Source organism: endosymbiont 'TC1' of Trimyema compressum (genome assembly GCF_001584725.1).
In the GTDB taxonomy this organism is placed as follows: Bacteria; Bacillota; TC1; order TC1; family TC1; genus TC1.
This window is the reverse complement of the sequence record NZ_CP014606.1, coordinates 659763-682658: the sequence shown is the minus strand read 5'-3', so window position 1 is coordinate 682658 and position 22896 is coordinate 659763. Positions and strand designations below refer to the sequence as shown.

At 31.8% G+C, this 22896-nt stretch carries 27 protein-coding genes and 8 pseudogenes; 3 read left to right on the top strand and 32 right to left on the bottom strand.

Translation table 11 applies throughout. The features are described 5' to 3' along the window. Positions 1 to 6 precede the first annotated feature (6 nt). From pheS to AZF37_RS04290, 11 genes and pseudogenes are all read right to left on the bottom strand, one after another. Positions 7 to 1104: a phenylalanine--tRNA ligase subunit alpha gene (gene pheS / locus AZF37_RS04335; protein ID WP_245612050.1), complete on the bottom strand. Its 1098-nt coding sequence runs from the start codon at positions 1102 to 1104 to the stop codon at positions 7 to 9. Between the two features lie 343 nt (positions 1105 to 1447). Continuing rightward, positions 1448 to 1954, bottom strand: a complete 507-nt coding sequence (locus AZF37_RS12725; RefSeq protein WP_342668693.1) for a cation diffusion facilitator family transporter — start codon at positions 1952 to 1954, stop codon at positions 1448 to 1450. Beyond that, positions 1932 to 2262: pseudogene (locus AZF37_RS12720) on the bottom strand (cation diffusion facilitator family transporter). Before AZF37_RS12720 ends, AZF37_RS12725 begins: the two are co-directional and overlap by 23 nt. A gap of 71 nt (positions 2263 to 2333) precedes the next feature. Then, entirely contained in the window at positions 2334 to 2564 is a 231-nt protein-coding gene (locus tag AZF37_RS04325; protein ID WP_088369723.1) for a CBS domain-containing protein, read from the bottom strand. 12 nt (positions 2565 to 2576) lie between these two features. Then, positions 2577 to 2912, bottom strand: a complete 336-nt coding sequence (locus AZF37_RS12270) for an ATP-binding cassette domain-containing protein (RefSeq protein WP_088369722.1) — start codon at positions 2910 to 2912, stop codon at positions 2577 to 2579. 5 nt (positions 2913 to 2917) lie between these two features. Further along, positions 2918 to 3286, bottom strand: a complete 369-nt coding sequence (locus AZF37_RS12265; RefSeq protein ID WP_088369721.1) for an ATP-binding cassette domain-containing protein — start codon at positions 3284 to 3286, stop codon at positions 2918 to 2920. Positions 3287 to 3295: 9 nt separating this feature from the next. Beyond that, complete coding sequence (locus AZF37_RS04310; protein WP_088370659.1) at positions 3296 to 3955, bottom strand: ABC transporter permease; 660 nt, start codon at positions 3953 to 3955, stop codon at positions 3296 to 3298. Between the two features lie 23 nt (positions 3956 to 3978). Continuing rightward, on the bottom strand, positions 3979 to 4935 hold the full coding sequence (locus tag AZF37_RS04305) for an alpha/beta hydrolase (RefSeq protein WP_088369720.1): 957 nt from the start codon (positions 4933 to 4935) through the stop codon (positions 3979 to 3981). A gap of 21 nt (positions 4936 to 4956) precedes the next feature. Further along, a pseudogene (locus AZF37_RS04300) lies at positions 4957 to 5433 on the bottom strand (GNAT family N-acetyltransferase); the annotation flags it as partial. Positions 5434 to 5525: 92 nt separating this feature from the next. Next, on the bottom strand, positions 5526 to 8213 hold the full coding sequence (locus AZF37_RS04295; RefSeq protein WP_088369718.1) for a calcium-translocating P-type ATPase, PMCA-type: 2688 nt from the start codon (positions 8211 to 8213) through the stop codon (positions 5526 to 5528). A gap of 206 nt (positions 8214 to 8419) precedes the next feature. Continuing rightward, positions 8420 to 9038 (bottom strand): annotated as a pseudogene (locus tag AZF37_RS04290) (ATP-binding protein). A gap of 98 nt (positions 9039 to 9136) precedes the next feature. On the opposite strand from AZF37_RS04290, the gene AZF37_RS04285 reads away from it, so the two are divergent. Both AZF37_RS04285 and AZF37_RS04280 read left to right on the top strand, forming a co-directional pair. Further along, the gene (locus AZF37_RS04285; protein WP_162473885.1) at positions 9137 to 9823 is read left to right on the top strand and encodes a Crp/Fnr family transcriptional regulator; all 687 of its coding nucleotides are present in this window, start codon (positions 9137 to 9139) and stop codon (positions 9821 to 9823) included. A gap of 353 nt (positions 9824 to 10176) precedes the next feature. Further along, positions 10177 to 11684: pseudogene (locus tag AZF37_RS04280) on the top strand (catalase). Between the two features lie 28 nt (positions 11685 to 11712). Here AZF37_RS04280 and AZF37_RS12715 read toward each other — a convergent pair. From AZF37_RS12715 to AZF37_RS04205, 19 genes and pseudogenes are all read right to left on the bottom strand, one after another. Then, a complete protein-coding gene (locus AZF37_RS12715; RefSeq protein WP_342668692.1) occupies positions 11713 to 11988 on the bottom strand; it encodes a hypothetical protein in 276 nt (91 codons plus the stop codon). A gap of 320 nt (positions 11989 to 12308) precedes the next feature. Beyond that, positions 12309 to 12446 carry an aldehyde dehydrogenase family protein gene (locus AZF37_RS12710; RefSeq protein ID WP_342668707.1) on the bottom strand — a complete coding sequence of 46 codons (138 nt, stop codon included), beginning with the start codon at positions 12444 to 12446 and terminating at the stop codon, positions 12309 to 12311. A gap of 35 nt (positions 12447 to 12481) precedes the next feature. Next, the gene (locus AZF37_RS12705) at positions 12482 to 12868 is read right to left on the bottom strand and encodes an aldehyde dehydrogenase family protein (RefSeq protein ID WP_342668706.1); all 387 of its coding nucleotides are present in this window, start codon (positions 12866 to 12868) and stop codon (positions 12482 to 12484) included. A 125-nt stretch (positions 12869 to 12993) separates the two neighbouring features. After that, on the bottom strand, positions 12994 to 13128 hold the full coding sequence (locus AZF37_RS12700; RefSeq protein ID WP_342668691.1) for a hypothetical protein: 135 nt from the start codon (positions 13126 to 13128) through the stop codon (positions 12994 to 12996). A gap of 34 nt (positions 13129 to 13162) precedes the next feature. After that, positions 13163 to 13381: a DUF6483 family protein gene (locus AZF37_RS04270; RefSeq protein WP_281178912.1), complete on the bottom strand. Its 219-nt coding sequence runs from the start codon at positions 13379 to 13381 to the stop codon at positions 13163 to 13165. Between the two features lie 203 nt (positions 13382 to 13584). Beyond that, the gene (locus tag AZF37_RS10965) at positions 13585 to 13782 is read right to left on the bottom strand and encodes an N-acetyltransferase (RefSeq protein WP_088369715.1); all 198 of its coding nucleotides are present in this window, start codon (positions 13780 to 13782) and stop codon (positions 13585 to 13587) included. Beyond that, complete coding sequence (locus tag AZF37_RS04260) at positions 13772 to 14026, bottom strand: hypothetical protein (protein WP_162473884.1); 255 nt, start codon at positions 14024 to 14026, stop codon at positions 13772 to 13774. Before AZF37_RS04260 ends, AZF37_RS10965 begins: the two co-directional genes overlap by 11 nt. Position 14027: 1 nt before the next feature. Beyond that, positions 14028 to 14578, bottom strand: a pseudogene (locus tag AZF37_RS04255) (DNA-3-methyladenine glycosylase I). Between the two features lie 113 nt (positions 14579 to 14691). Then, the gene (locus tag AZF37_RS04250; RefSeq protein WP_088369713.1) at positions 14692 to 15513 is read right to left on the bottom strand and encodes a metal ABC transporter permease; all 822 of its coding nucleotides are present in this window, start codon (positions 15511 to 15513) and stop codon (positions 14692 to 14694) included. After that, positions 15503 to 16183: a metal ABC transporter ATP-binding protein gene (locus tag AZF37_RS04245; RefSeq protein ID WP_088369712.1), complete on the bottom strand. Its 681-nt coding sequence runs from the start codon at positions 16181 to 16183 to the stop codon at positions 15503 to 15505. The genes AZF37_RS04250 and AZF37_RS04245 overlap by 11 nt, the downstream gene beginning before the upstream one ends. After that, positions 16184 to 17113 carry a metal ABC transporter substrate-binding protein gene (locus tag AZF37_RS04240; RefSeq protein WP_088369711.1) on the bottom strand — a complete coding sequence of 310 codons (930 nt, stop codon included), beginning with the start codon at positions 17111 to 17113 and terminating at the stop codon, positions 16184 to 16186. 9 nt (positions 17114 to 17122) lie between these two features. Further along, positions 17123 to 17542 (bottom strand): Fur family transcriptional regulator, encoded by a 420-nt coding sequence (locus tag AZF37_RS04235; RefSeq protein WP_088369710.1) that lies wholly within the window; start codon positions 17540 to 17542, stop codon positions 17123 to 17125. A gap of 160 nt (positions 17543 to 17702) precedes the next feature. Next, positions 17703 to 17965 (bottom strand): annotated as a pseudogene (locus tag AZF37_RS04230) (DUF1905 domain-containing protein). 40 nt (positions 17966 to 18005) lie between these two features. Continuing rightward, entirely contained in the window at positions 18006 to 18461 is a 456-nt protein-coding gene (locus AZF37_RS04225; RefSeq protein WP_088369709.1) for a flavodoxin domain-containing protein, read from the bottom strand. A gap of 130 nt (positions 18462 to 18591) precedes the next feature. Further along, positions 18592 to 18822 (bottom strand): hypothetical protein, encoded by a 231-nt coding sequence (locus AZF37_RS04220; RefSeq protein ID WP_088369708.1) that lies wholly within the window; start codon positions 18820 to 18822, stop codon positions 18592 to 18594. A 26-nt stretch (positions 18823 to 18848) separates the two neighbouring features. Beyond that, positions 18849 to 18941, bottom strand: coding sequence for a TetR family transcriptional regulator (locus AZF37_RS04215; protein ID WP_088369707.1), 93 nt, complete (start codon positions 18939 to 18941; stop codon positions 18849 to 18851). A 324-nt stretch (positions 18942 to 19265) separates the two neighbouring features. Then, the gene (locus tag AZF37_RS11545; protein ID WP_245612048.1) at positions 19266 to 19664 is read right to left on the bottom strand and encodes a GyrI-like domain-containing protein; all 399 of its coding nucleotides are present in this window, start codon (positions 19662 to 19664) and stop codon (positions 19266 to 19268) included. 63 nt (positions 19665 to 19727) lie between these two features. After that, on the bottom strand, positions 19728 to 19991 hold the full coding sequence (locus AZF37_RS11540; protein ID WP_245612047.1) for a MerR family transcriptional regulator: 264 nt from the start codon (positions 19989 to 19991) through the stop codon (positions 19728 to 19730). 343 nt (positions 19992 to 20334) lie between these two features. Next, positions 20335 to 20505: a pyridoxamine 5'-phosphate oxidase family protein gene (locus AZF37_RS04205; RefSeq protein ID WP_088369706.1), complete on the bottom strand. Its 171-nt coding sequence runs from the start codon at positions 20503 to 20505 to the stop codon at positions 20335 to 20337. 125 nt (positions 20506 to 20630) lie between these two features. On the opposite strand from AZF37_RS04205, the pseudogene AZF37_RS04200 reads away from it, so the two are divergent. Next, positions 20631 to 21301, top strand: a pseudogene (locus AZF37_RS04200) (cytochrome c biogenesis CcdA family protein). Here AZF37_RS04200 and AZF37_RS04195 read toward each other — a convergent pair. Then, entirely contained in the window at positions 21302 to 21619 is a 318-nt protein-coding gene (locus tag AZF37_RS04195; protein WP_088369705.1) for a hypothetical protein, read from the bottom strand. A 355-nt stretch (positions 21620 to 21974) separates the two neighbouring features. After that, positions 21975 to 22876: pseudogene (locus tag AZF37_RS04185) on the bottom strand (radical SAM protein). Positions 22877 to 22896: the final 20 nt, after the last annotated feature.

The following is a 22896-nucleotide window of genomic DNA, read 5'->3' as shown; positions in this document are numbered from 1 at the left end:
CACCTCCTAAAATTGTTTTAAAAATCGATTATCATTTTCATAGAATAATCGAATATCATTAATATCATATTTCAACATAGCAACTCTTTCTACACCTAAGCCAAAAGCAAATCCTTGAACTTCATCAGGATCATAACCAGCCATTTCTAATACTTTTGGATGGACCATGCCACTGCCTAATATTTCTAGCCATCCACTGTAGCTACAGACACGACAACCTGTACCACCGCAGTTGCCACAGGACACATCTACTTCGCCACTAGGTTCAGTAAATGGAAAATAGCTTGGACGTAAACGTATTTCCCTATCCTCACCAAAAATCTTTCTTAAAAAGTGAAGCAATGTCCCTTTTAAATGGGCGAATGTTATATTTTTATCAACCAGCAAACCTTCTATTTGATGAAACATAGGTGAATGAGTAGAGTCATCATCCCTTCTAAACACCTTACCAGGTGATATAATTTTCACTGGCAACTGAGGTGTAATTTTATCCATAGTTCTAGTTTGAACTGGAGAAGTATGTGTTCTCAAAACTAACTCTTGATTAATATAAAAACTATCCTGCATTTCTCTAGCCGGATGGTCTTTAGGAATATTTAGACGTTCAAAGTTATAGTAATCCTCCTCAATCTCATAACCTTCAACAACAGTGTAACCAATCTTATTAAAAATAGATAAAATTTCTTCTTGAATAAGTGTAATTGGATGTTTGTGACCTTCATAAACTTTCTGTCCCGGTAATGTAATATCCACCATTTCTTTTTGCAACTTCAATTCTTCTTCTTGCTCTGCAAAAAAAATAATTTTAGCTTCTAATTTTTTTTCTATAATCTGTCTGGATTCATGAAGCACTTTTCCTAATACAGGTCTATCATTTGCACTTACTTTCCCCATATTTTTTAGCAATTCTGTCATATGACCTTTTTTGCCAAATATACCTACTTGTATTTTTTTTACTTTCTCTAATGAATCTGCATTTTCAATATCCTCTAAAGCTTCTTCAGTTGCTTCATTAACAATACCTTCTAAAGCTTTTTTATGGGCTTCAAGTGTATCTTTTTTTAGCTGTTCAAAAAACGATTTAGCCTCATCCATCAAACTCATATAAACACCTCCAAATAATCTCCTGAATATATAAAAGCTTTCTCCCCAAAAGGGGCGAAAGCTTTGTTTGCGGTACCCACCCTTAATTAACCTAATCTCATAATTAAGCTATCTTAAATAGTCTCTAACGGCAACTAACCGGCGCAAGCCCTACATAATTTCAGGTTGCGACTCCTAGAGGAATTTCCATACTCATATACTATAGAGCTTTCAGTCAAGACTCTATCTCCCTTTCAGAATAGCGGAATATGTACTCTTTCTATTCATCGTCATTGCTCTAATTTTAACATCTTTTAGTTTAAGATTCAATTATATGGCTAGAATTATTTACTTAAATTATTCATTAAAAGGTTCTATATATAATTACATCTGTGTTCTTCAATTCTTGCTCTAACTCTTTCTCAATAATTTCACTTAAGTCATGAGCCTTTTTCACTGACATTGTTCCTGGTACGAGTAAATGGAACTCAATATACTTCATATAGCCTGATTTTCTGGTTTTCAATGCATGGTAACCAACTTTATCCGTAATATATTGGCTAATTACTTTTTTTATTTTATCTAAGGATTCTTTCTCCAAATTACTATCAAGAATAGGATTAAAAGCATTTTTAATTAAATGCCAACCTTCTTTTAAAATAAATAAAGCAACTAAAATTGCTACAACATGGTCAATAAATGTTAAACCTGTTATATTGAATAAGAATAATCCTAAAGCAACTCCTAGAGAAGTATAGACATCAGTTTTCAGATGAAGAGCATCTCCTTCTAAAGCAATGGAATCTTCTTCTCTAGCAACCCGCAACATATAAGTAGATATGAAAAAGTTAACAGCAGCTGATATAAGCATAACAATTAACGCCTATATAACTCGCTTTAATAGGAACTGAATGAATTAATTTATCGACTGCTTCTTTAATAATTAAAAAAGCAGCCAATATAATGAGTCCACCTTCTATTACAGCTGCTACATTTTCAACTTTACCATGGCCGTAGGGATGTCCCTCATCTGCAGGTTTAGAAGCAATCCGAATTGAAAAAAGCCAACATAGCTGCCAATAAATCCATTGCTGAATGAATTGCTTCAGAAATAATACTAATAGAACCTGTTAGTATACCTTCTATAATTTTTATAACAATTATAAATGCATTAGACATAATAGATAAAAATGATGTTCTTACTTTTCTTTTATAATTGCTCAAAATAACCACCCTTAAATATTTTTATATTAATATAGTACATAATTTAAATCCTCAAAAGAAAACATGCCTTTTCTTATACCTACTTCATCATCGACAACATACAAATAAGGTAATTGATATTCTAAAAGTATTTTTAATCCTTCTAAAATTGAAGCATCTTCCATAACCTCCATTGTAACACAATCATCTTCTTTGAAAATTGGTTTCATCACATCTTTTAGTGGTGTAATAGACAAATAGCTTGAAAAAGTTTTCAAACCAAAAAAATTTCAAAAAAGGAATCTCCTTTGTAAAAAAGAATGGTTTTTGTCACCATTGTATTTGATTTTTCCATCTTTAAGAAAAACAATTTTAGTCCCTAGCCTAAAATCTTCTTCAATATCATGATTAACAAAAACAATGGTCTTCCCAGACTCCTCATATATTTTTTTTATTTCATTTTGCAAACTCCGCCTAGTAATTTCGTCTACAGCACTAAAAGGTTCATCCATTAATATTATTTCAGGATTTCTTGCTAAAGCTCTAGCTAAGCTTATTCTTTGCTGTTGTCCGCCACTTAAAGCTCTTGGATATCGACTTAAGTAAGATACATCTAAACCTAACATTTTGATTAACGCCTCACTTTTTCAGTCATGATATCTTGAGTTTCATTTTCCAAATCAAGAACATATTCAATATTCCTCTTAACTGTCATATGAGGAAATAAGCCTACTTGCTGAACAACATAGCCAATATCTCTTCTTAACTTAATAATATTCCAGTCCTTTAAATACCGTCCTTTAATGGATAAATAGCCCTCATTTGGTTGAACAAGCCCATTAATTAATTTTAAAAGGGTAGTTTTACCGCAACCTGATGGTCCAATTAGTACTACAAATTCACCTTTATTAATAGTTAAATCAATGTTGTGTAATATGGTCTTACCTTCAGTATAATATTGTGTCACATTATCAAACTTTATTATTATCTTCTCGTCCATAATTTCTCCTTAATTACCCAACACTTTTTGCCTAATCTTCTTTTCAATCCAGCCCATTATTAAATCAGCAATAATTGCTACAATAGCAATTAAAATAGAACCTGCTACAGTCATCAAAGCATTGTTAGTAGTAATACCTCTCCAAATAGCTACACCTAAACCTCCTGCCCCTATAAAAGATGCAATCCCCACCATAGCGATTGTCATTACAATCATCGTTCTTAAACCGGCAATAATTACAGGAGATGCCAGCGGTAACTGAATTTTTAACAGTAATTGTCTATTGGTTGTCCCCATACCTATTGCAGCTTCAATAATCATAGGATCAACTTCTTTTATACCAATATAGGTATTTCTTACCACAGGCAACAAACCATAAAGAACAATGGCTATTAAAGCACTTTTTATACCAATACCTGTTATGGCTAATAATATGCCAAATAAAGCAATAGAAGGAATAGTATAACACAAATTGCAGATCCCAATTATAAATGTAGCAAGCTTCTTATTATTACGAATAATAATACCCAATAAAATACCAATTACAGTTATAATAACAATTGAAATAACTGACAGGAAAATATGTTCCCCTAATAATTTCAAGAAAAAGGAAGCCTTGTCAACATATAAATCAATTAGTAAACTAAAAAACTCATCAGAACACCTCATATCCAAATAATAATCAAAATATATTAATGTATATATTGAGCCAAAAATTCATCTACTTTTGTATAATATAAGTCTGGATGCTCTACAGCAGATATTGCATGTAATGCATCAGGAACACTTAAATAATCTTTTTCACCACAGGCAGCAGTATAGAGAATAGGCATATTGCCATAAGGTACATAGGTATCTTTTATGCCATGAATAAACAGTATTGGAACACCAACTTTTTCTAATTGTTTTAGTGCAGAACCCTCCCTAAAACCAAATTTATTGCGTATTTTACATACACTATTAGCTGCATATACAACAGGAAATGGTTGTAATTTATACATTTTTTTTAATTGATATGAAAATTCATCCCAAATACTAGTATAACCACAGTCTTCAATTACTGCCTTAACATTTTTAGGCAAGGATTCACCTCTCGTCATCATAACGGTAGCAGCACCCATGGAAACGCCAAAAAGAATAATTTCTGCATCAGGGTCAGTTTCTATAATTTTATTTATCCAGCCTACCATATCAAGACGATCATACCAACCCATACCAATAAAATTCCCTTCACTTTTGCCATGGCCTCTACAGTCTGGTGCTAAAACATTATAGCCTCTTTCAAAATAAGGTTTAATAAACCCACTCATTTGACTAGCTCTGTTTCCATAACCATGGACAAGCAAAGCCCATTTATTGGTAGTATTTTGCTGTAAATAATATTCTCCATGTAACTTCAATCCATCAAATGAATTCGTATACCAAGATTGACTCAAATGACTTTCAGCCCATTTTTTAGCATCATTTTTCCATGAAATCAATTTTTCACTTTTGCCAGACCATGCAGAGTTATCAGGATTTTCTTTCTTCCTGCTATCTAAATTTTCTCTTTTTGGTTTCATGGCATAAGAATAAAATACATATCCTATAATAAAATACAATGCTACTAAAATAATTAGCACAATAAGCACTACATATAATACAACCATTTAGATTCCTCCAAGCAATAATTACTTTTCCTTAACTATAGCATAAATATAGCTATCGCTCACTACTCCATTTTTAAAAATCCTGCTTTTAAGTGTTGCTTCTTTTAAAAAACCTACTTTCTCTAATACTCTAGCAGAGCCTTTATTAAAAGCAAAAACTTCAGCCCAGATTCGTACTAAACCCATTGTTTCAAACCCATAAGCTACTATGTCTTTAAGAGCTTTTGTCATAATACCTTCGCCCCAGAAAGGCTCACCTAACCAGTAACCCGCTTCACCACACAAAGAATAAATGTCGGATTCTCTTAACAGACTAATCGTACCAACTGCTTCTCCCTCCCAATCTATAGCTCTCACAAACTCCTCTTTATTTGGCGTATTGCCAACAATTTCCAAAAATAATTTACCATCTTCTTTTATATAGGGCATGGGAAAAACATTTCTCAAATTTCTATATATTTTCTCATTATTAGCATACTTTATCAACGATTCTAAATCTCCTTTATTCCATTTTCATAATATCATTCTATACTTAGCCTCCTTTAGAGAAAAGAATACCTGCTAGAGGTATTCTTTTTAATTTAGTATTATTAATTGTTTTTCACAAAAATTCTTTTTATTAATTTTATTAATTCAGATGCTAACACAACAGTAAATGCAACACCAATTATTTTCAACCATATGTCTAGGGAAAGTGGAACCGTTTTGAAAACAGCCCCCCCAACTTGGACAATGAAAATTTGCAATGCAAATGTAAATACAAACACAATAACCATCATTCTATTTTTTAAGAGATTCTTAAAAATACTTGTATTGCTTAGTTCTCTGCTATTAAAAGCATTAAATAATTGGAATGCAACAAATAATGTAAAGAGGATTGTGCCTTGCTGTTCAGCCACCCCCCCAATAATATTAAAGAAATTCTGAATCATAAAGATAACGGAAATAAATAAGCCATTAACAATAATTCTGCCTAACATACTTTTAGTCACAATATTAGCTTTTCTGGAAATAGGTTTTCGTTTCATTAAATCTTCACGGATTGGCTCAAGACCCAGTGTTACTGCTGGTGGTCCATCCATAATTAAATTAATCCAAAGTATTTGAAGAGCTGAAAAAGGCGCTCCCATACCAGCAAACAAAGATGCAATAATAACAATTACTGCTGATAAGTTAACTGTTAATTGAAATTGAATAAAACGCTGGAAGTTTTCATAGATGCCACGGCCCCACTGGACTGCCTTAACAATAATGGAAAAAGCATCATCAAGCAAAACAATATCGCTAGCTTCTTTAGAAACCTCAGTACCTGATATCCCCATAGCTATGCCTACATCAGCATTTTTAATAGCAGGAGCATCATTAATACCATCTCCCGTTACTGCAACAACATGACCTAATTCTTTTAAAGCATTTACTACCCTCATTTTGATAACAGGTGTACTTCTTGCTATTACTCGAATTAAAGGAATTCTAGATTTTAACTCTTCATCAGTTAAATCCTCTACATCTTTGCCTTCAACGACCATATGATCATCATCTAATATACCTAAATCATCGGCAATTGCTCTTGCAGTTACTATATTATCTCCTGTTAGCATTTTTAAATCAATACCAGCATTCCGACACCTTATTACAGCCTCATAAACATCACTACGGACAGGATCTGTAATTGCTACAAAACCATCATAAATCATTTCAGATTCAATTATTGAACGGCTTGATTCAAAATCCAAAACCTCTGAAAATTCTTTATGGGCAAACGCTAGTACTCTATTGGCTTTTTCTTGGAAACCAATAATTGCATCTTCTATTTCTTTTCTAATGTCATCTGTTAAAGGTTTAACCTTATCATTAATTAGAATATGCGTACATTGAGCCAATATTTTTTCTGGACTACCTTTAGAATAGGCATCATATTCATTGCCATCTCTAACTACTGTAGTCATATTTTTTGTTTCAGATGAAAAAGAATATGAGTGAGCTATTTCAGCATCCTCCCTTACAGTTTCATAAGAATCAGTAGTATCCTTACCTTTGCCATAAGCAACTAACATGGCACATTCTGTTGGATTACCTATGAATTTTGGTGATTCCCCTCTATAATCCACATCAGCAGTACTGTTAACCAGCATATTATAAGCCAAACGATTTAGATTTAAATCTTCTGGTTTAATAATTTTGCCATCAATAAAGACACCTGTTACAGTCATTCTATTTTCTGTTAAGGTACCTGTTTTATCCGAACAAATTACATTAATACTACCAATAGTTTCACAGGCAACTAATTTTTTTACAAGAGCATTTTCTTTAGACATCTTTATTATATTAAGGGCTAAAGATATGGCCACAATAGTTGGTAATCCCTCTGGAACAGCCGTAACTATAAATACAATACTTGTAATAAAAGCTTGTGAGATAATTTCAAAAGTTGCATTACCATTCATAACAGCTATGACTACTTGAAAGATAAAAACTAAAGCTGCTGCAGTTGCGCCAAATATAGTAATAATTTTACCTAAACGAGCCAGCTTTTCTTGCAGAGGCGTTGTCCACGTTTCATCACCAGATAGTTCTCTAGCAATTAAACCAAATTCAGTTTGATCCCCTACCTCCGTAACAATAATTTTACCTCTACCGCCTGTAATAAAACAGCCAGAATAAAGCATATTAACTCTCTCAGCTAATGGTGTCTTATCATCTTCAAATACGACATCAACTTGTTTCTCAACATGATGGCTTTCACCTGTTAAAGCAGATTCATCAACTGTTAGTCCAACTGACTCCAGCATTCTACCATCGGCTGGTATTTTATTACCTGTTTCTAATTCAACAATGTCCCCTACTACAATTTCGTTTTGAGGAATGAGTAGAATCTGACCATTTCTAATTATTTTAACATCAATATCTTCTTTAATTTTATTTAAAGCATCAAATGCCTTAGCACTTCTACCTTCCATAGCAACTGTTATAATAACTGAAATAGCTACTGCAGCAACAATACTAATGCATTCAATAAAATCAGCTATCCCGGTTTGGAGAAAATGAATTAAATTCACTACAAATGTAATTAATGCAGCTATAATTAAGAGAATAATCATAGGCTCTTTTGCCGCATCCCAAGTTCTTTGTAACAGTGATTTAGTTTTACCTTTAGTAAAACTGTTCTCACCATAAATTTCTTTACTCTTTGCTACCTCATCATCACTTAGGCCAGCACTTAGATTACTATTTAATCTTTCCAGAGTCTCTCTGGAGGATTCCTTAAATGCTTTCAACTGCCTCCTCCTTCATACTTATTACTAAAAAAGACTTTTAGCGTAATCAATAAAATGATTATGCTAAAAGTCTCGCTACCTTTCAAAGGTGATAAAGCCAGATGCAACTCAATTTGCATCAGGTTGTTGACTTTATCATTCCAACTACTCCCTCTTAACTAATTTGATTATACTAGAAATAATTCTAACTTGTCAACTTATTTAAATTATATTACTTGACCTTTACGTGAAAGTGTAATAATTTTCAAAGGCACATTCTTTGAAGTATTATTGACAGCTGCTTCTACAGCTCTTGATAAACCCTTACAACAAGGCACTTCCATTTTAATAACCGTTATAGAAGCTAAATTATTGCTCTCAATAATCGCCTTTGATTTTTTCACTATAATCTCCTTCATCTAATTTAGGACAGCCTGTTAATGTAACCCTATTTTTCATAAAATCATTATGGAAGTTTCCATAAGCATAAGCAGTACAATCTGCAGCCAGAAGCAAATGACTTTTTTTGATAATAGTCTGCTTCTATTGGCGCAAGCTTAATTTGGATGGGCCACTGGGTTAACTGACTTATCCTTTCTTTATATTTTCGTTCAGTAATTTTATTTTCTACTAGCACCTCATTATAGCTTCTGCTTCTCTTTCGATAATTTCTATAGCCCCTTCTGGACATCCTGACAAACAATCTCCCAGTCCATCACAGTATTCATCGGAAATTAACTTAGCTTTACCATCAACTATTACAAGTGCCTCTTCATGACAAGCTGAAATACAAATTCCGCAACCAGTACATTTATCTTCATTAATTTTAATAATTTTCCTTATCATTGTTATTCCTCCTAAGTGTTTGCTTTACTCACCTTATTCTAATATAATAAAGGAAAATAATCGGTAACATATGTTGCTAAATATTGGGAGTTTTAAAAATGAAAAAAATTAAAATATTAGCCACTTCAGACCTTTTTAAAGGTTTTTCAAATCAAGATATTGAAGCAATATTAATAGACAATCAAACCTATTTAAAAACATTTACTAAAAACAGTACCATTGCTGTAGGAGATGCCCCTTGCGAAAGTGTTGGCATCCTAATTGAAGGCCAAGTACAAATTATTAAAGAAAGTGCATCAGGTAATCTATCTATTTTACGAAGTCTCCATCAGGGAGATATTTTTGGTGAAATGGCAATATTCTCAGCAAATAAAAAATGGCCAGCCAGTGTTCAATCTAAAACAGATTCAACCGTTTTATTTATTAATATTAAGGCTTTTTTTACAGAAGAAAAACCATTAACTTTTCTAAGAGAAAAGCTAATCTATAATATGCTCTCTATTTTGTCTAATAGAGCACTCTATTTAAACAAACGTTTGAACTATCTGTTTTTAAAAACAATAAGAGAGAAAATAGCACTCTATCTTTTAGAAGAATACAATAAAAATAATACAGCACTTTTTGTAGCTTCTATGAATAGGAATACACTTGCAGAATTTTTAAATATTACGAAACCCTCCCTCTCCAGAGAGCTCGGTAACCTAAAAGCTGAAGGCATTCTTGACTATAGCGGTAATTCTTTTAAAATTATTAATTTAAAAAAATTACAAAATATTCTTAGCTGATGGGCATCAAATTGAATCCCTATAACTTGGCAAATGAAAATATCATGGCTGTCTAAAGAAAGAATATCTTTAACTTAGGCCCATTGATACCATAACCATAGGCATTGATAATCCAAATGCACCTACCTTATTAATGCCTTTTTCTGTCATTTTACTTTTCATAAGTAATTCACTCTTTCATTACATAATTTTAACCTATTTTTCTCTATTCTACTTCCCCAATTTAAAAATTACCACAAGTAGTAACTAATAGCATATCAATAAAATTGACACTCTTTTTTATATCCTATATACTTAATCTATAGGATAGTTAAACATAGACTAAAAACTTTGTTCTGAAAGGAATGGAGAATATGAAAAAGAAAGATTTAACAACAACTCAGGGAGCACCAGTTTCTAATGACAACCAATCCATGTCAACTGGTATACCAGGACAAACTTTAATTCAAGATGTGCAGCTATTAGATAAACTAGCACATTTTGATAGAGAGAGAATTCCGGAAAGAGTCGTCCATGCTAAAGGCGGGGGTGCTTTAGGTACATTTACTGTAACCCATGATTTTACTGAATTTACAGCAGCAAAATTTCTCTAAAAAGTAGGTAAAAACTGATGTTATAGTCCTTTTTTCCACAGTTGGAGGTGAGCGAGGCAGTGCTGATTCAGAGCAAGATCCGCGAGGTTTTGCAGTTAAATTTTATACGGAAGATGGTAACTATGATTTAGTCGGAAATAATACACCTATCTTTTTTATTAGAGACGCTATTAAATTTCCTGACTTCATTCACACCCAAAAACATTTAGCTAAAAACAACTTAAAAGATGCTAACATGGTCTGGGATTTCTTTTCGCTAAATCCAGAGTCACTTCACCAAGCAGCTTTCCTATTTAGCAATAGAGGCACTCCCTATGGATTCCGCCACATGCATGGCTTTGGTAGTCATACCTTTATGTGGTATACAAATAAGAAAAACTATGTGTGGGTCAAGTATCATTGGATCTGTAATCAACCAATTAAAAGCTTCACTGGACCAGAAGCGGATGCCATGAGAGGTATAGACCCAGATATTGCAGTAAGAGATTTATATGAAGCTATAGAAGAAAAAACTATCCAAGTTGGACATTAAATGCACAAATTATGACACCAGAAGAAGCTAAAACATACAAATTTGATCCTTTCGATGTAACGAAAGTTTGGTATCATGGAGATTTCCCTCTACGACCAGTAGGCAAAATGGTTTTAAATGAAAACCCAACAATTTTTTTGCTGAAATTGAACAAGTTGCTTTTGCACCTTCCCATTTCGTCTATGGTATTGATGCCTCTCCAGATAAATTACTTCAAGAGGAAGATTGGTTTTCATACCCTGATACACAGAGACGTCGCTTAGGTCCTAATTTTGAACAGCTTCCTGTTAATTCACCAAAACACAGTACAGTTAATAACTATCAAAGAGATGGTTATACGGCTTACGGTAATAACGGAGGAGAAGAAGCAAACTAATACCCAAATACTACAACGGGAGTTGCAACGCCTAATTCTTCTTACAGCCCTCCAGCATTTCCTATAAATGGGTCTGGAGAAAAACATCTCATGGAAATAGCTGATATTGATTTTGAACAACCAGGAGAATTCTATCGACGTGTACTACTCAGTAAAGAAAAAGAGGATTTTTTAAAGAATATTGCAAATCATTTAGGTCAAGCAGAAGAACGGATTCAATACAGACAAACAACCCCTTTTTACAAAGCCGACAGAGACTGGGGAGAAAAGATTGCCGAATCCTTAACCCTTGATTTAAAAAAGGTCATAAAACTTTCAGAGATGACTCAGGATGAAAGAGTAGCCAAAACAATGAGATAAATATAGTAATATAAGAAGGGTATAGCATTCAGCTATACCCTTTTTCAGCATCTTCTTTGAAATAATAAGCTAATAGTCTATTTTTTCTTAGCAACTTCTTAACAGCCTTTAGCTTATTAGCTGCTGGTGGATATTTTAAATTTAAATCGATTTTTATTGATTTAAATAAAACACTTTTATAGTGAGAAAATGCTTCAAAACTCTTTTTCCCATGGTAACTCCCCATGCCACTTGCTCCAACGCCACTAAAAGGTAATCTATTAGCGGAAATATGCATAATGGTATCAAAAATTGATACAAGCACCTCCAGATGACGTCTCAGAGAGTAGTTTTTGCCCGTTCTCAGGGACTTCAGTAAAACAATACAAAGCCAACGCGGTTTTTCTCTTTAATTAATAAAGGCTATAGCTTCTTCTAATGTATCTGTAAATATAATAGGTAATAGGCCAAATATTTCTTCTTTCATAAGCGTTTAATCTAAAGGGACGTCTTCTAATAATGTAGGCTCAATAATTCTTTTATTGAAATTACTTTGACCACCAAAAATAATAGTTCCATCTTCCATTAATTTTAGGAGCCGATTAAAATGACTTTCATTAATTATAGAAGGATATTCAGCACTAATTAGTTCACCTTCATAATAAAAAAATTTAATCCATTTTTTAGGGATTCAATCAACTCATTTTTAATATTTTTATTCACTAGTAAATAGTCAGGAGCAATGCAAATTTGTCCAGAATTAATTAACTTACCCCAAACAATTCTTTTTGCAGCTAAAGAGATGTTAGTTGTTTCATCTACAATACAAGAAGATTTTTTCCCCCTAACTCTAAAATGACAGGCGTTAAATTCTTCGCAGCTGAAGCCATTACAATTTCCCCTACCTGAGTACTACCTGTAAAGAATATCATGTCAAAACGCTCTTCTAAAACTTTAGCTGCTACTATAGCATCACCTAAAACTACATCTACAAAACCTCTATCAAACGTATCCTCAATAATGGTTTTTAATACTTCAGAAGTATAAAGAGAAAGTTCACTTGGTTTAATCAGTACTGTATTACCACTTGCTATCGCTCCAACAAGTGGCAATAATGTTAACTGAACAGGATAATTCCATGGCGCAATTATTGAAACAGTACCATAAGGTTCAGAATATATTTTCCCTTTTGAAGGAAAATTCATTAACACCCCTTACCCTCTTAGAATTCATCCATTTTTTAAATGTTTTATACTATAATCAATTTCTTCAATTACTAAAAGTATTTCACTTATATAGGGCTCAAAAGCTGTTTTACTTAAATCTTTTTCTAATGCTTCAAATATGACTTTTCAAGAGCTTTTTTAAGTTTCTTTAAAGCCTCTATTCTAAAAGAATAAGGAATAGTTTTGCCACTTTTAAAATAGTTTTTTAGATTTGTTGCCACATCTTTAATTTGGTCCATAGATTGCACCTCTTTTCTAAATTGCTAAATATCATCAATTACGCCATACCGTTCCCTCACAGCCTCTAAAACCTTCTTCTATTTCTTCTATTGTATAGTTACACTTCTTTAAATACTCAGGTGGTAATTTCAAAAGCTCTGTATAGAAAAATAAAGCTGCCTTTAAATTACTCTCACTTGAAATTCTGTAAATTTTATCAAATAAAATATTTTCTGCTTCATTTATTTCACCTGAGTTAATCATCTCTTTCAATTTTTCCTTAAAGGCAATTTAAGCTATAAGCTACTCTTTAGGAATTTCAATTTCCTGTTCTTTTTCTCTAAACAAAACATGTGTTAAAAATTGAGATAGAATGTTGATTTGCCTTATAATATAGTCATTTCTCTGAAACATTTATTAAGCCTCCTCTAATTTATAGTTTAATAATAGTTGGGGTAATAGCGTATCATCCTCAACTATATTTTTTTCTTTTCCGCTTTTAATAAATCCTGTGCTTCGTAAAAATCTATAGCTCTCTTATTTTCCTTTAATACCCAAACATCTACTACATCATACTTTTCTTGAAGACAATTAAAAGTACTTTCCATTAATTGTCTGCCAAAATTTAGGATTAATATAAAATGAATAGACTTCGCCATGGTCCTAAATTCCATCTCTACTATTACCAAATATGGAAGCGCCAATTATGGTCTCCTTATCTTCAACAACTAAAATAGTTCCCATTTTATTTTCAAACATAGTATTTAAAAAGGGAACCCAACGGTTTTCCTTAAGTGCTTCAAAAAATGCTTTTCTAAAAACATTTTGATAAGTAAGAAGCCATGATTTATATAGCACTTTACTAATTACTAAACCATCTTCTCTATTAGCCGCTCTAGCCATTTTTAACTGCCTCATATCAAAAACAATCTATAGTATGATCATTAACCATACCTACAAATTGTATGAATGCATAACAAATTGTTGGTCCTACAAATTCAAAACCTCTCTTTTTTAAATCTTTGCTCATGACTTTTGATATAGCAGTTTCTCCTGGAACATCTTCTAAAGACCGGAACTGATTATATATAGGTTGATGCCCTACAAATGACCAAATATAGTCACTAAAAGAACCTAATTCATGCTGTATTTTTAAATAACTTCGAGCATTGAGAACCAGCCCATTTACCTTTAACTTATTTCTAATAATACGTTCATCTTTTAAAAGTTCCACAATTTTTTCTTGACTATATAATACCGCTATAATCTCAGGATTAAAATTATCAAATGCTACAGTCATGCCTTCTTTTCTTTTCAGTATGGTCAGCCAACTTAGTCCTGCTTGCATACCTTCTAGTACTAGCCTTTCAAAATAAAGCTCTGTCATCATAAATTGCTCGTCCCCAAACGTTAATCATGGTTTTCTATTTCTAATGGGTCTTTAGCCCATTTACATCTAGTTTTACTCATGGTTTACCTCCATAATATAGATACTCTCATTTTAGCAGTATCTATCTCTAGTGTCGAGGTTCTCAATAACATTATTAAGAAGCATATCAACATAGTGAAATGCTTCTTTAAGTTCATTCTTTAATTAACTTTTTAAAAACAGTCGATAATATTAAAAGAATAATATTTACAAATACGATACAGGCTCCTGTCGGCAAATCTAAAATAAAAGAAAAAATCATTCCAATGACAAAAGCAAAAACAGAAAGAATACCAGAAACTACAATTAACATTCTAAAACTTTTAACTAGTTTTTTGGCAATAATTGCTGGAAAAATTATCAAACTGGATATGAGCAGTGTCCCCATCATACGCATCCCAATAACAACAGTTAAACCTGTTAAAAAAGACAATAGAAATTGATATTGAATAACAGGAATACCTAATGCCTTGCCATACTCCTCATCATAGGTAATCATAAATAATGGTTTATAGAAGATAATAAATAAACTGATAACTACAACTGACAAAACTAGACTTAAAATAACATCACCATCGTTCATAGCCAATATACTGCCAAACATATAATTATAAACATCAACATTAAATCCACTGCCTAGAGCCGTAACAATAACCCCTACTGATAAAGCGCCAGTAGCAATCATTCCAATAGCAATATCCCCATTGACTTTTTTATTTTGACTAATGCCCATTATCAGAAAGGAAGCTAATATTACAATAGGCATAGAAATAGCCATTGGTGACCAACCAAGAACAACAGCAATAGCCAAAGCTGCAAATCCAACATCTGCCAATCCGTGGCCTATTAATGAATACCGCTTTAATACAAGAATCACACCTAATGATGCAGCACAAATAGAAACTAAAACACCTACAACTAAAGCTCTGTACACAAAAGGATAGGTAAATAACTCAAAAAGGGTTTCAAAAGACATTACACACCTCCTCTTTTATGTAATCCTTGACAGTACCACTATACAATAGCTTTTTATTAATAACAATTACATTATTACAAACACTTTGAGCCTTCTGAAATTCATGAGAAATCATTAATAATGTAATCCCTTTTTGTTGATTGAGATTGCCTAATATATTATAAAGATTATTTCCCATTTCCGTGTCTAAAGCAGCATCGGGTTCATCTAAAATAAACAAAAGAGGATTACGGCTATAGCCCCTTGCTAGCAGCACTCTCTGCTGCTGGCCACCTGACAGTTCTCCAGTCCGCTTATTAGCTAAATTTTCAATGCCAAACACCCCCAGGGCCTCTTCACATCTTACCTTTTGCTCTTTTGAATAAAAAGGATTTAAATCCCCTATTTTCATAGTACCAGTTAAAACGATTTCTTTAACTGTAGCAGGAAAATCTGAAACAGCTGTACTTTGTTGAGGCGCATAGGCAATTGCTTCCTTTTTAACACTGAAATCCATAGTTCCTTCATAGGGTAAAAGACCCATAATGCCTTTTATTAATGTGCTTTTACCAGAGCCATTAGGACCTATTAAACATGTAAAATCACCTTTTTCAAGTTTAAAACTAACATCATCAACAGCCTTATACTGACCATATTTCATTGTAATATTACTTAATTTCAAAACTGTCATCTATTTTAAACCTTCTTTTACATTTGCTAAATTTTCTCTCATTAATTCCATAAAAGAGATACCTGAGTTAAATTGATCTTTAGTCACATTATGGGCTGTTGTAAAGAGAAGTGGTTTTACACCCGTTTCAGCTGCAATGGAATTAGCAATTTTAGGATCAACAAACTCTTCATAATAGATTACATTAATCTTATTATCATTAATATATTTAATAATCTCACTTATTGTCTTAACACTGGGCTCACCTTCACTAGAACAAGAATCATAAGCAGTTACATAATTTAAGCCATAATGATCTAAAAAATACTGATAGGCAAATCGCCCGCCAAAAACAAGTGTGTCTTTAGTTCCTTCCTCTACAGCACTTTTAAATTCCTGATCTAAGGCAGACAATTCTTTTTTATAAGCTTCTCCATTACTTCTATAATAAGCTTCATTTTCAGAATCTCTTTCAATAAAACCATCGACTATATTATCCACCATTTTAGCAGCAAGGGTTAAATCCAGCCAAATATGAGGATCAAAACTATGATTGTCATGACTATGGTCTTCATGACCAACTTCCTCATAGCTTACTTCTAAAGGAATTCCCTTCGAAGCATCAACAACAATACTCTTCCCCTTGTTACCTTCAATTATCCGATGGGCCCAAGGCTCCATATACGCTCCTGTATAAATAAACAAATCGCTTTTGTTTATTTTTAAGATATCCCCTGGAGTTGGTTTATAAGAATGGCTTTCAACTCCTGGAGAAAGCAATAGTGTTACCTCAGCTTTATCCCCACCAATTGCTTTGTCAAAATCATATTGAGGAAAGAGAGTCGCTACAACAGATAACTTACTTTTATCCTCAGCACTGTCCCCACTGCAACCCACTACTCCTAATGCTAAAACTAAGCCTATTAAAACACTTATAATAATCTTTTTCATTCCTTCACCCTATCCTTCATCACTAGTACAAACCTTACATTTACCATAAAATACAGTTCTTTGTTGATCAAAGCTTAAACCATTTTCTTCTAATGATTTAAAAGCTACTTCCAGTTCCTCGCTGCTAAAATGAATAATTCTTCCACAATTATCACAGAGCAAATGATAATGCTCTTTATAATTCTTTTCATCTCCTATGTATTGATAACAACAAGATAACTCTCCCTTTAATGTATAGCGTCTCAGAACACCCTCTTCTTCAAGAGTATTTAAATAGCGATAAACAGTTGCACGGCCAACTGGTGTATCGCCTTTCATTAGTAAAAAAAATAGTTCTTCAGCAGTAAAATATTGCTCTTTATTATTCTCAAGCCATTTATCTATGGTAATTTTTTGTTTAGTTTTTCTTTTATTGTATGCTGTAGACATATTTCCACCTCCGCTTGTTGATATTGAGTCTCTTTATCAAATATTAACACGAATACTTACTGATGTAAAGGAGCTAACAAAAAATTAAGGAGTCTCTTAGTTTTTTCTAAGAGACTCCTTTTAACAATCATAAAGTGAATCAAATTCATTGCTAATAAGCTTATCGTTCTTCAATTGTAACAATAATTAAATAACCAGGTTCTTTGCCTATTTTTTTCCTAATATCTTTTCTAATGCCAATAATATAAGAAGGCAATCCCATTTTTACAATACTGCCTTTATAAGGCTCTCCATCAAATGTAGCATTTACAGGAACTCTACCCTTACCAAATACTACTTTAACATCAAATGGAACTCTACATAAGCACCATTAATATCTGTCACCTTTTTTATAATTGCCTCAAATTCATATTTTTTACTCATTAAAATATCCTTTTCATTGTTTATTATATCTATTATTCCATCATTGCTTTTGAAAAAGTTTCAATTGCCTCTTCAGAAATACTAGGCATTTCTTTTTTCCAACGACTGCCTTAATTATTAAGCGCTCTATAAAGTTAGCTTTTGATGGATCAAAAGAACCACCCATAAAAGAATTCATTATTGAATGTATTATTAAGTCCTGTGGAAAATTATTGTCAAAATACTTGCTGACAGCTTCACCAGCAAGACCTGATAGAAATAAACCAATTCTTTTTGTTAGTAATAACGCTTCGTTTACAGTTAGAAAATTTTTCATTTCCTTGCCTATAGAGCCTGCATAAATACTGCTTCCCATGATAATAGTATCATATTCATTTAAGTTCGGATTACTAGTCTTTACATTCATAATAGTAACATTACCTATACTATCACCTATTTTTTCAGCTATTAATTTTGCTACACCATGTTTGCTACTAAATAAAATCAATGTTTTCAATTACTAATCCCCCTTATTAATATTTATAATTGGCAGTCTATAAATACTTCCTTTTCATCAATAAGATAATCTTTTTATATTATCATTTTCATAACCAAACCAAAAACTGAAGACCAAATGCATTGCGCTACTAATAAAGTATTTCCTTTTCTAAAAATTTTGACTCCATACCTTCGTTTATAGTCTCCTTTAAAATCCCCAATCCTTTGCTTTGATAACTGAATGATTTAGATAAAACACCTGTTACTTTTAACACATTTTGTTTACTGCTTGTCATTATTACTTTATATATATCAGACCACTCTAATGCACCTATAACATACCTTTTAAAAGCTACTTTTATTTTTTGATCCGGTAACAAAGCAGTCTCATTAATAGTAATTGTCTTTAATATTTTTCATAACTCTCAAATAAAATTGCTTCAATAATTTCATCTTTATTATTAAAGTAGTGATAAATAATGCCTGGTGAATAGCCCATTCTGTTAGTAATAACCCTACCTAATAGAAACTTTTTCTAGTCCCTTTTCTTCCATTATTTTCTTTGCAGTACTAAGAATTTTCTGTTTAACGATTTCATGCTACTTAAACTGTTTATCTTTTAGCATCTCAAACTCCCTTTATATTAAACAATTGAACACTGTTTAATACATTCTAGCATATAATTAAAATAAAATCACTATTAATAATAGTGATTTTTTAAAACTATATCTTTTTGCAACTGGACACTGAATCTCAGTTAGCCAATTCTCCTCATTGGCTTTATTCCAAATCCCATCGATGTAGGATTCCCTAGGATTATCTTTTAAGGTATAGCCATTATTCTCAATCCATTCTCAAATGCAGCGCCATAAGCTTCACCTAAAGAAGTGTAAGGACCTTTGTGAAGTACACAAACTGCTTCATCTATTGCTGGCAAAACTTTAAAATTCAGTAATTTGTTCCCTTCTTTAGCTTCTATTACTGTCTCGCAAATTTCAACATCAATATTCTCCTCTTTATACTCCCCATCATGGTAAATATTAAAACAATAATTAGGATCAGAAAATATACAACCTATTCTATCTAACTCTTGATCCATTTCAGTCATTGAATCAAATAATATCTGATGATATGGGATAACCAATCTCCTATAAGCTACAATAATTTCAATTTCAGGCAGTGATTTAAGATTTAATAAGAATAGTATAGGCCATCTTAGCATCTCCTTTTTTATCTAGATAATGAACAACCTGTGATAGTTGACCAATAGTATCATCTATAGTCTTTAGTAAAATTGTTTTTTCTGTAAAAGAATTTTATGCAAGTCTTCATCCTTTTGTATTTTTATAATTTCATCTATAGTACAACCCATTTGTCTTAATGCCATAATTTTGTGGATAATAGGCAGTTGTTCTGAAGTATAATAGCGATAACCAGTCATCTCATCAATATAAGCAGGCTTTAATAATCCAATTTCATCGTAATATCTCAGTGCCTTTATAGTTACTCTGTTCATTTTAGAAAACATACCTGTTCTATACAAAATCATCACTCCTTAATAATAATAGTTGTTCTCATTATAAAATCTCCTCCTAGGGATGAGTCAAGCACTATCAATAACGCCTTACTTTAATCTATATTTTCTCTACAGTTATTCTCATGATAGCTGTACGATTATATGATTTTTCAATAGCACTATCTAAATTATCGAGATTGCTACTAGCATATTTTATACAAATTTATTCTAAAACTTTTAGTTTTTCATTATCATCTTTTAAAACTTCACCTACGCCGAAAGCAATAGCAGATTCATAGGCAGTCGTAAATTTTTCAGGTACTAATCTTGTTTTACCAATGCAATTAATTGAAACAAATGGTTTTAATTCAAAAATTTATTTTAACTTCCCTTTATTTGAAGTATGAAAGTAAATATTGTTATCCAAAACAACAGGTGAAATAGGAATACTATATGGACGAGCGTCCTGGTCAATTACTGCAACTACGCCATATTCACAATTTTTAAAAAGGTCCCAAGCATTTTTTTCTTTTACTGAACTTTCCATAATATTTTCCTTTCTTTATTTATATATTATAAATAGTAACATATTCATGCTTTATAATCTATGGTAGCGTCTTGCGCGTTTTTTTAGTAAAATAAGTATAATGAAGTAAAAAAGAGGTGAGCTTTTTGACATATTTACTACTATTTCTTGAAGGCATTATTACTTTTATATCACCGTGCCTACTACCAATGCTTCCTGTCTATGTTTCCTATTTTGCTGGAGATAAAGAAAAAAATCTACTAAAAACACATTAATAAATGCATTGGGTTTTGTGGCGGGATTCACATTAATCTTTATATTACTAGGTGCTTTTGCAGGAACCATAGGAAGACTACTTAAAGAATATACAGTAATTGTTAATATAACCACAGGCTTAATTGTTGTCCTATTTGGTTTAAACTACTTAGGCTTATTAAAAATTAAAATTCTTAATAAAACTTTTGCAAAGAACCATGGCCTAAAACAAACTGGATTTTTTAAAAGTATGTTATTTGGACTTGTTTTCTCAATAGGTTGGACTCCCTGTGTTGGTGCTTTTTCAGGTTCCGCCCTTTTATTAGCCAGCCAACAAGGTTCTATTATCCAAGGAATATTAATGCTTCTGGCCTATTCTTTAGGATTAGGAATACCTTTTATTATAAGTGCCCTTCTAATTCAAAAATTAAAAAGCACTTTTGATTTTATTAAAAGAAACTATAAAATAATTACTACTTTATCTGGTATCCTTTTAGTTATTGTAGGTGTTCTGATGATGACAGGCTTAATGGGATACTTTTTATCACTGCTGACATTTTAATTAAAGGAGATTAACAATGGGTAAAAAATCATTATCCTGTAAATAATTCTTTGTTTTTTCCGATCTCTCTTTCATTGCTTGCCTATCTTTTGAAAATTGATTAAGAATTCGGTCATATACAACTACTAATACCAATCCTGAATTATTTGCTAAAATAAAATTTGTAAGAGTTTCTCCAGCAATCGAAGGAAAAATATTGATAACTTGTGAAATAATTAATATTAAAAAATAAAATATAAATAAAACTGTCTTAAAAGAAACATAACTATCCATTATCCATAAAATTACTCGATGATTATGTTTCTGAGTTTTTTTCATTTAAGTTATCCGTGTTCTTCAGAGATAAAAATTTTTTATAATATTTATCTAATATTGAGCCAGCAACCATGAAAAAGCGATATACTCTATATGCAAACGAAAGTGAGTGTTTGTCTAATAATATTCCAATAATAATAAGTGTTAGAGAACCTATATAGGCAAGTAATAGTGAATATTGAGCTAGCCATATAAACGCAAAGTAATAAATAAACCCAAAAATAACATTTGTCAAAAGAATATATAAAAAATAATGAATAAACTTTTTAAATTTAATTAGCATTTACTTTCCCCACTTCTAGGAATCTATTATTAGTTTTAATCAATAAGTAATGTATAGTTTCATAATCCCTTGTATTTAAAACAATGACAATTGTTTACTTTCCGCTTCACTTAAACTCATTTTTTCTGAAATAACTTTACTAAAGGAAGTTGAGAGACCGTATTTCTTTAACAGAAAATTTATCATAACATATAAGCGGTCCTTATAGTTTTTATCCAAGCCACCCTTTTTATAAAGTTCTTTAAAAATAGTATAATAAAAAGGATATTCTTTTGCAATAAAACTAAAAAACTTTTTCGTGTTGGTCCCCTTAAATAGAGAACGCTTGGTAATATGTAATGGGTATTAATATCTTTTGCAGGGAAAAATAAATTATCTACACTTTCATATACATCTGTTAAGTAAGGTACAATAGGCATCATATGCAAACCAATTGAGGCATTGGTCTTTCTAAATGTTCTTAACATCTCAAAACGTCTAGCTGAAGAAACACCACCTGGTTCAAGCTTTTGTCTAACGCCTTCGTCTGTAGTTGTGATTGTTGCTGCAATGTTTACATATGTAATTTGTGAAAGCTCATCGATTAAATCATAATCTCTTAATATTAAATCAGATTTTAAAGATATAATGATAGGTGTTTTATATTTAATAAAAAGCTTTAAAATATCAGGCATTAATTTATAATTAGCCTCTGCTTTTTGATAGCTATCTGTAACACCGCCTATGTTAACAACTTCTCTTTTCCAGCTCGGAGAACTTAACTTTTCCTCTAATTTATCAACAATATTTGTTTTAACAAAAATATCCTTGAAAAAGTCACCTGTATTAACTTCTAAATACTGATGAGAGTATAGGGCAAAACAATATTGACATTGATGAACACAGCCTCTATAAAAAATATTTAAATCCCATTTATAAGGGAGACGTCCTGAAACATTATTTAAAGCATTTTTACATTGAATTTCTTTGTATGACACAGATGTATCTCCTTTACAAT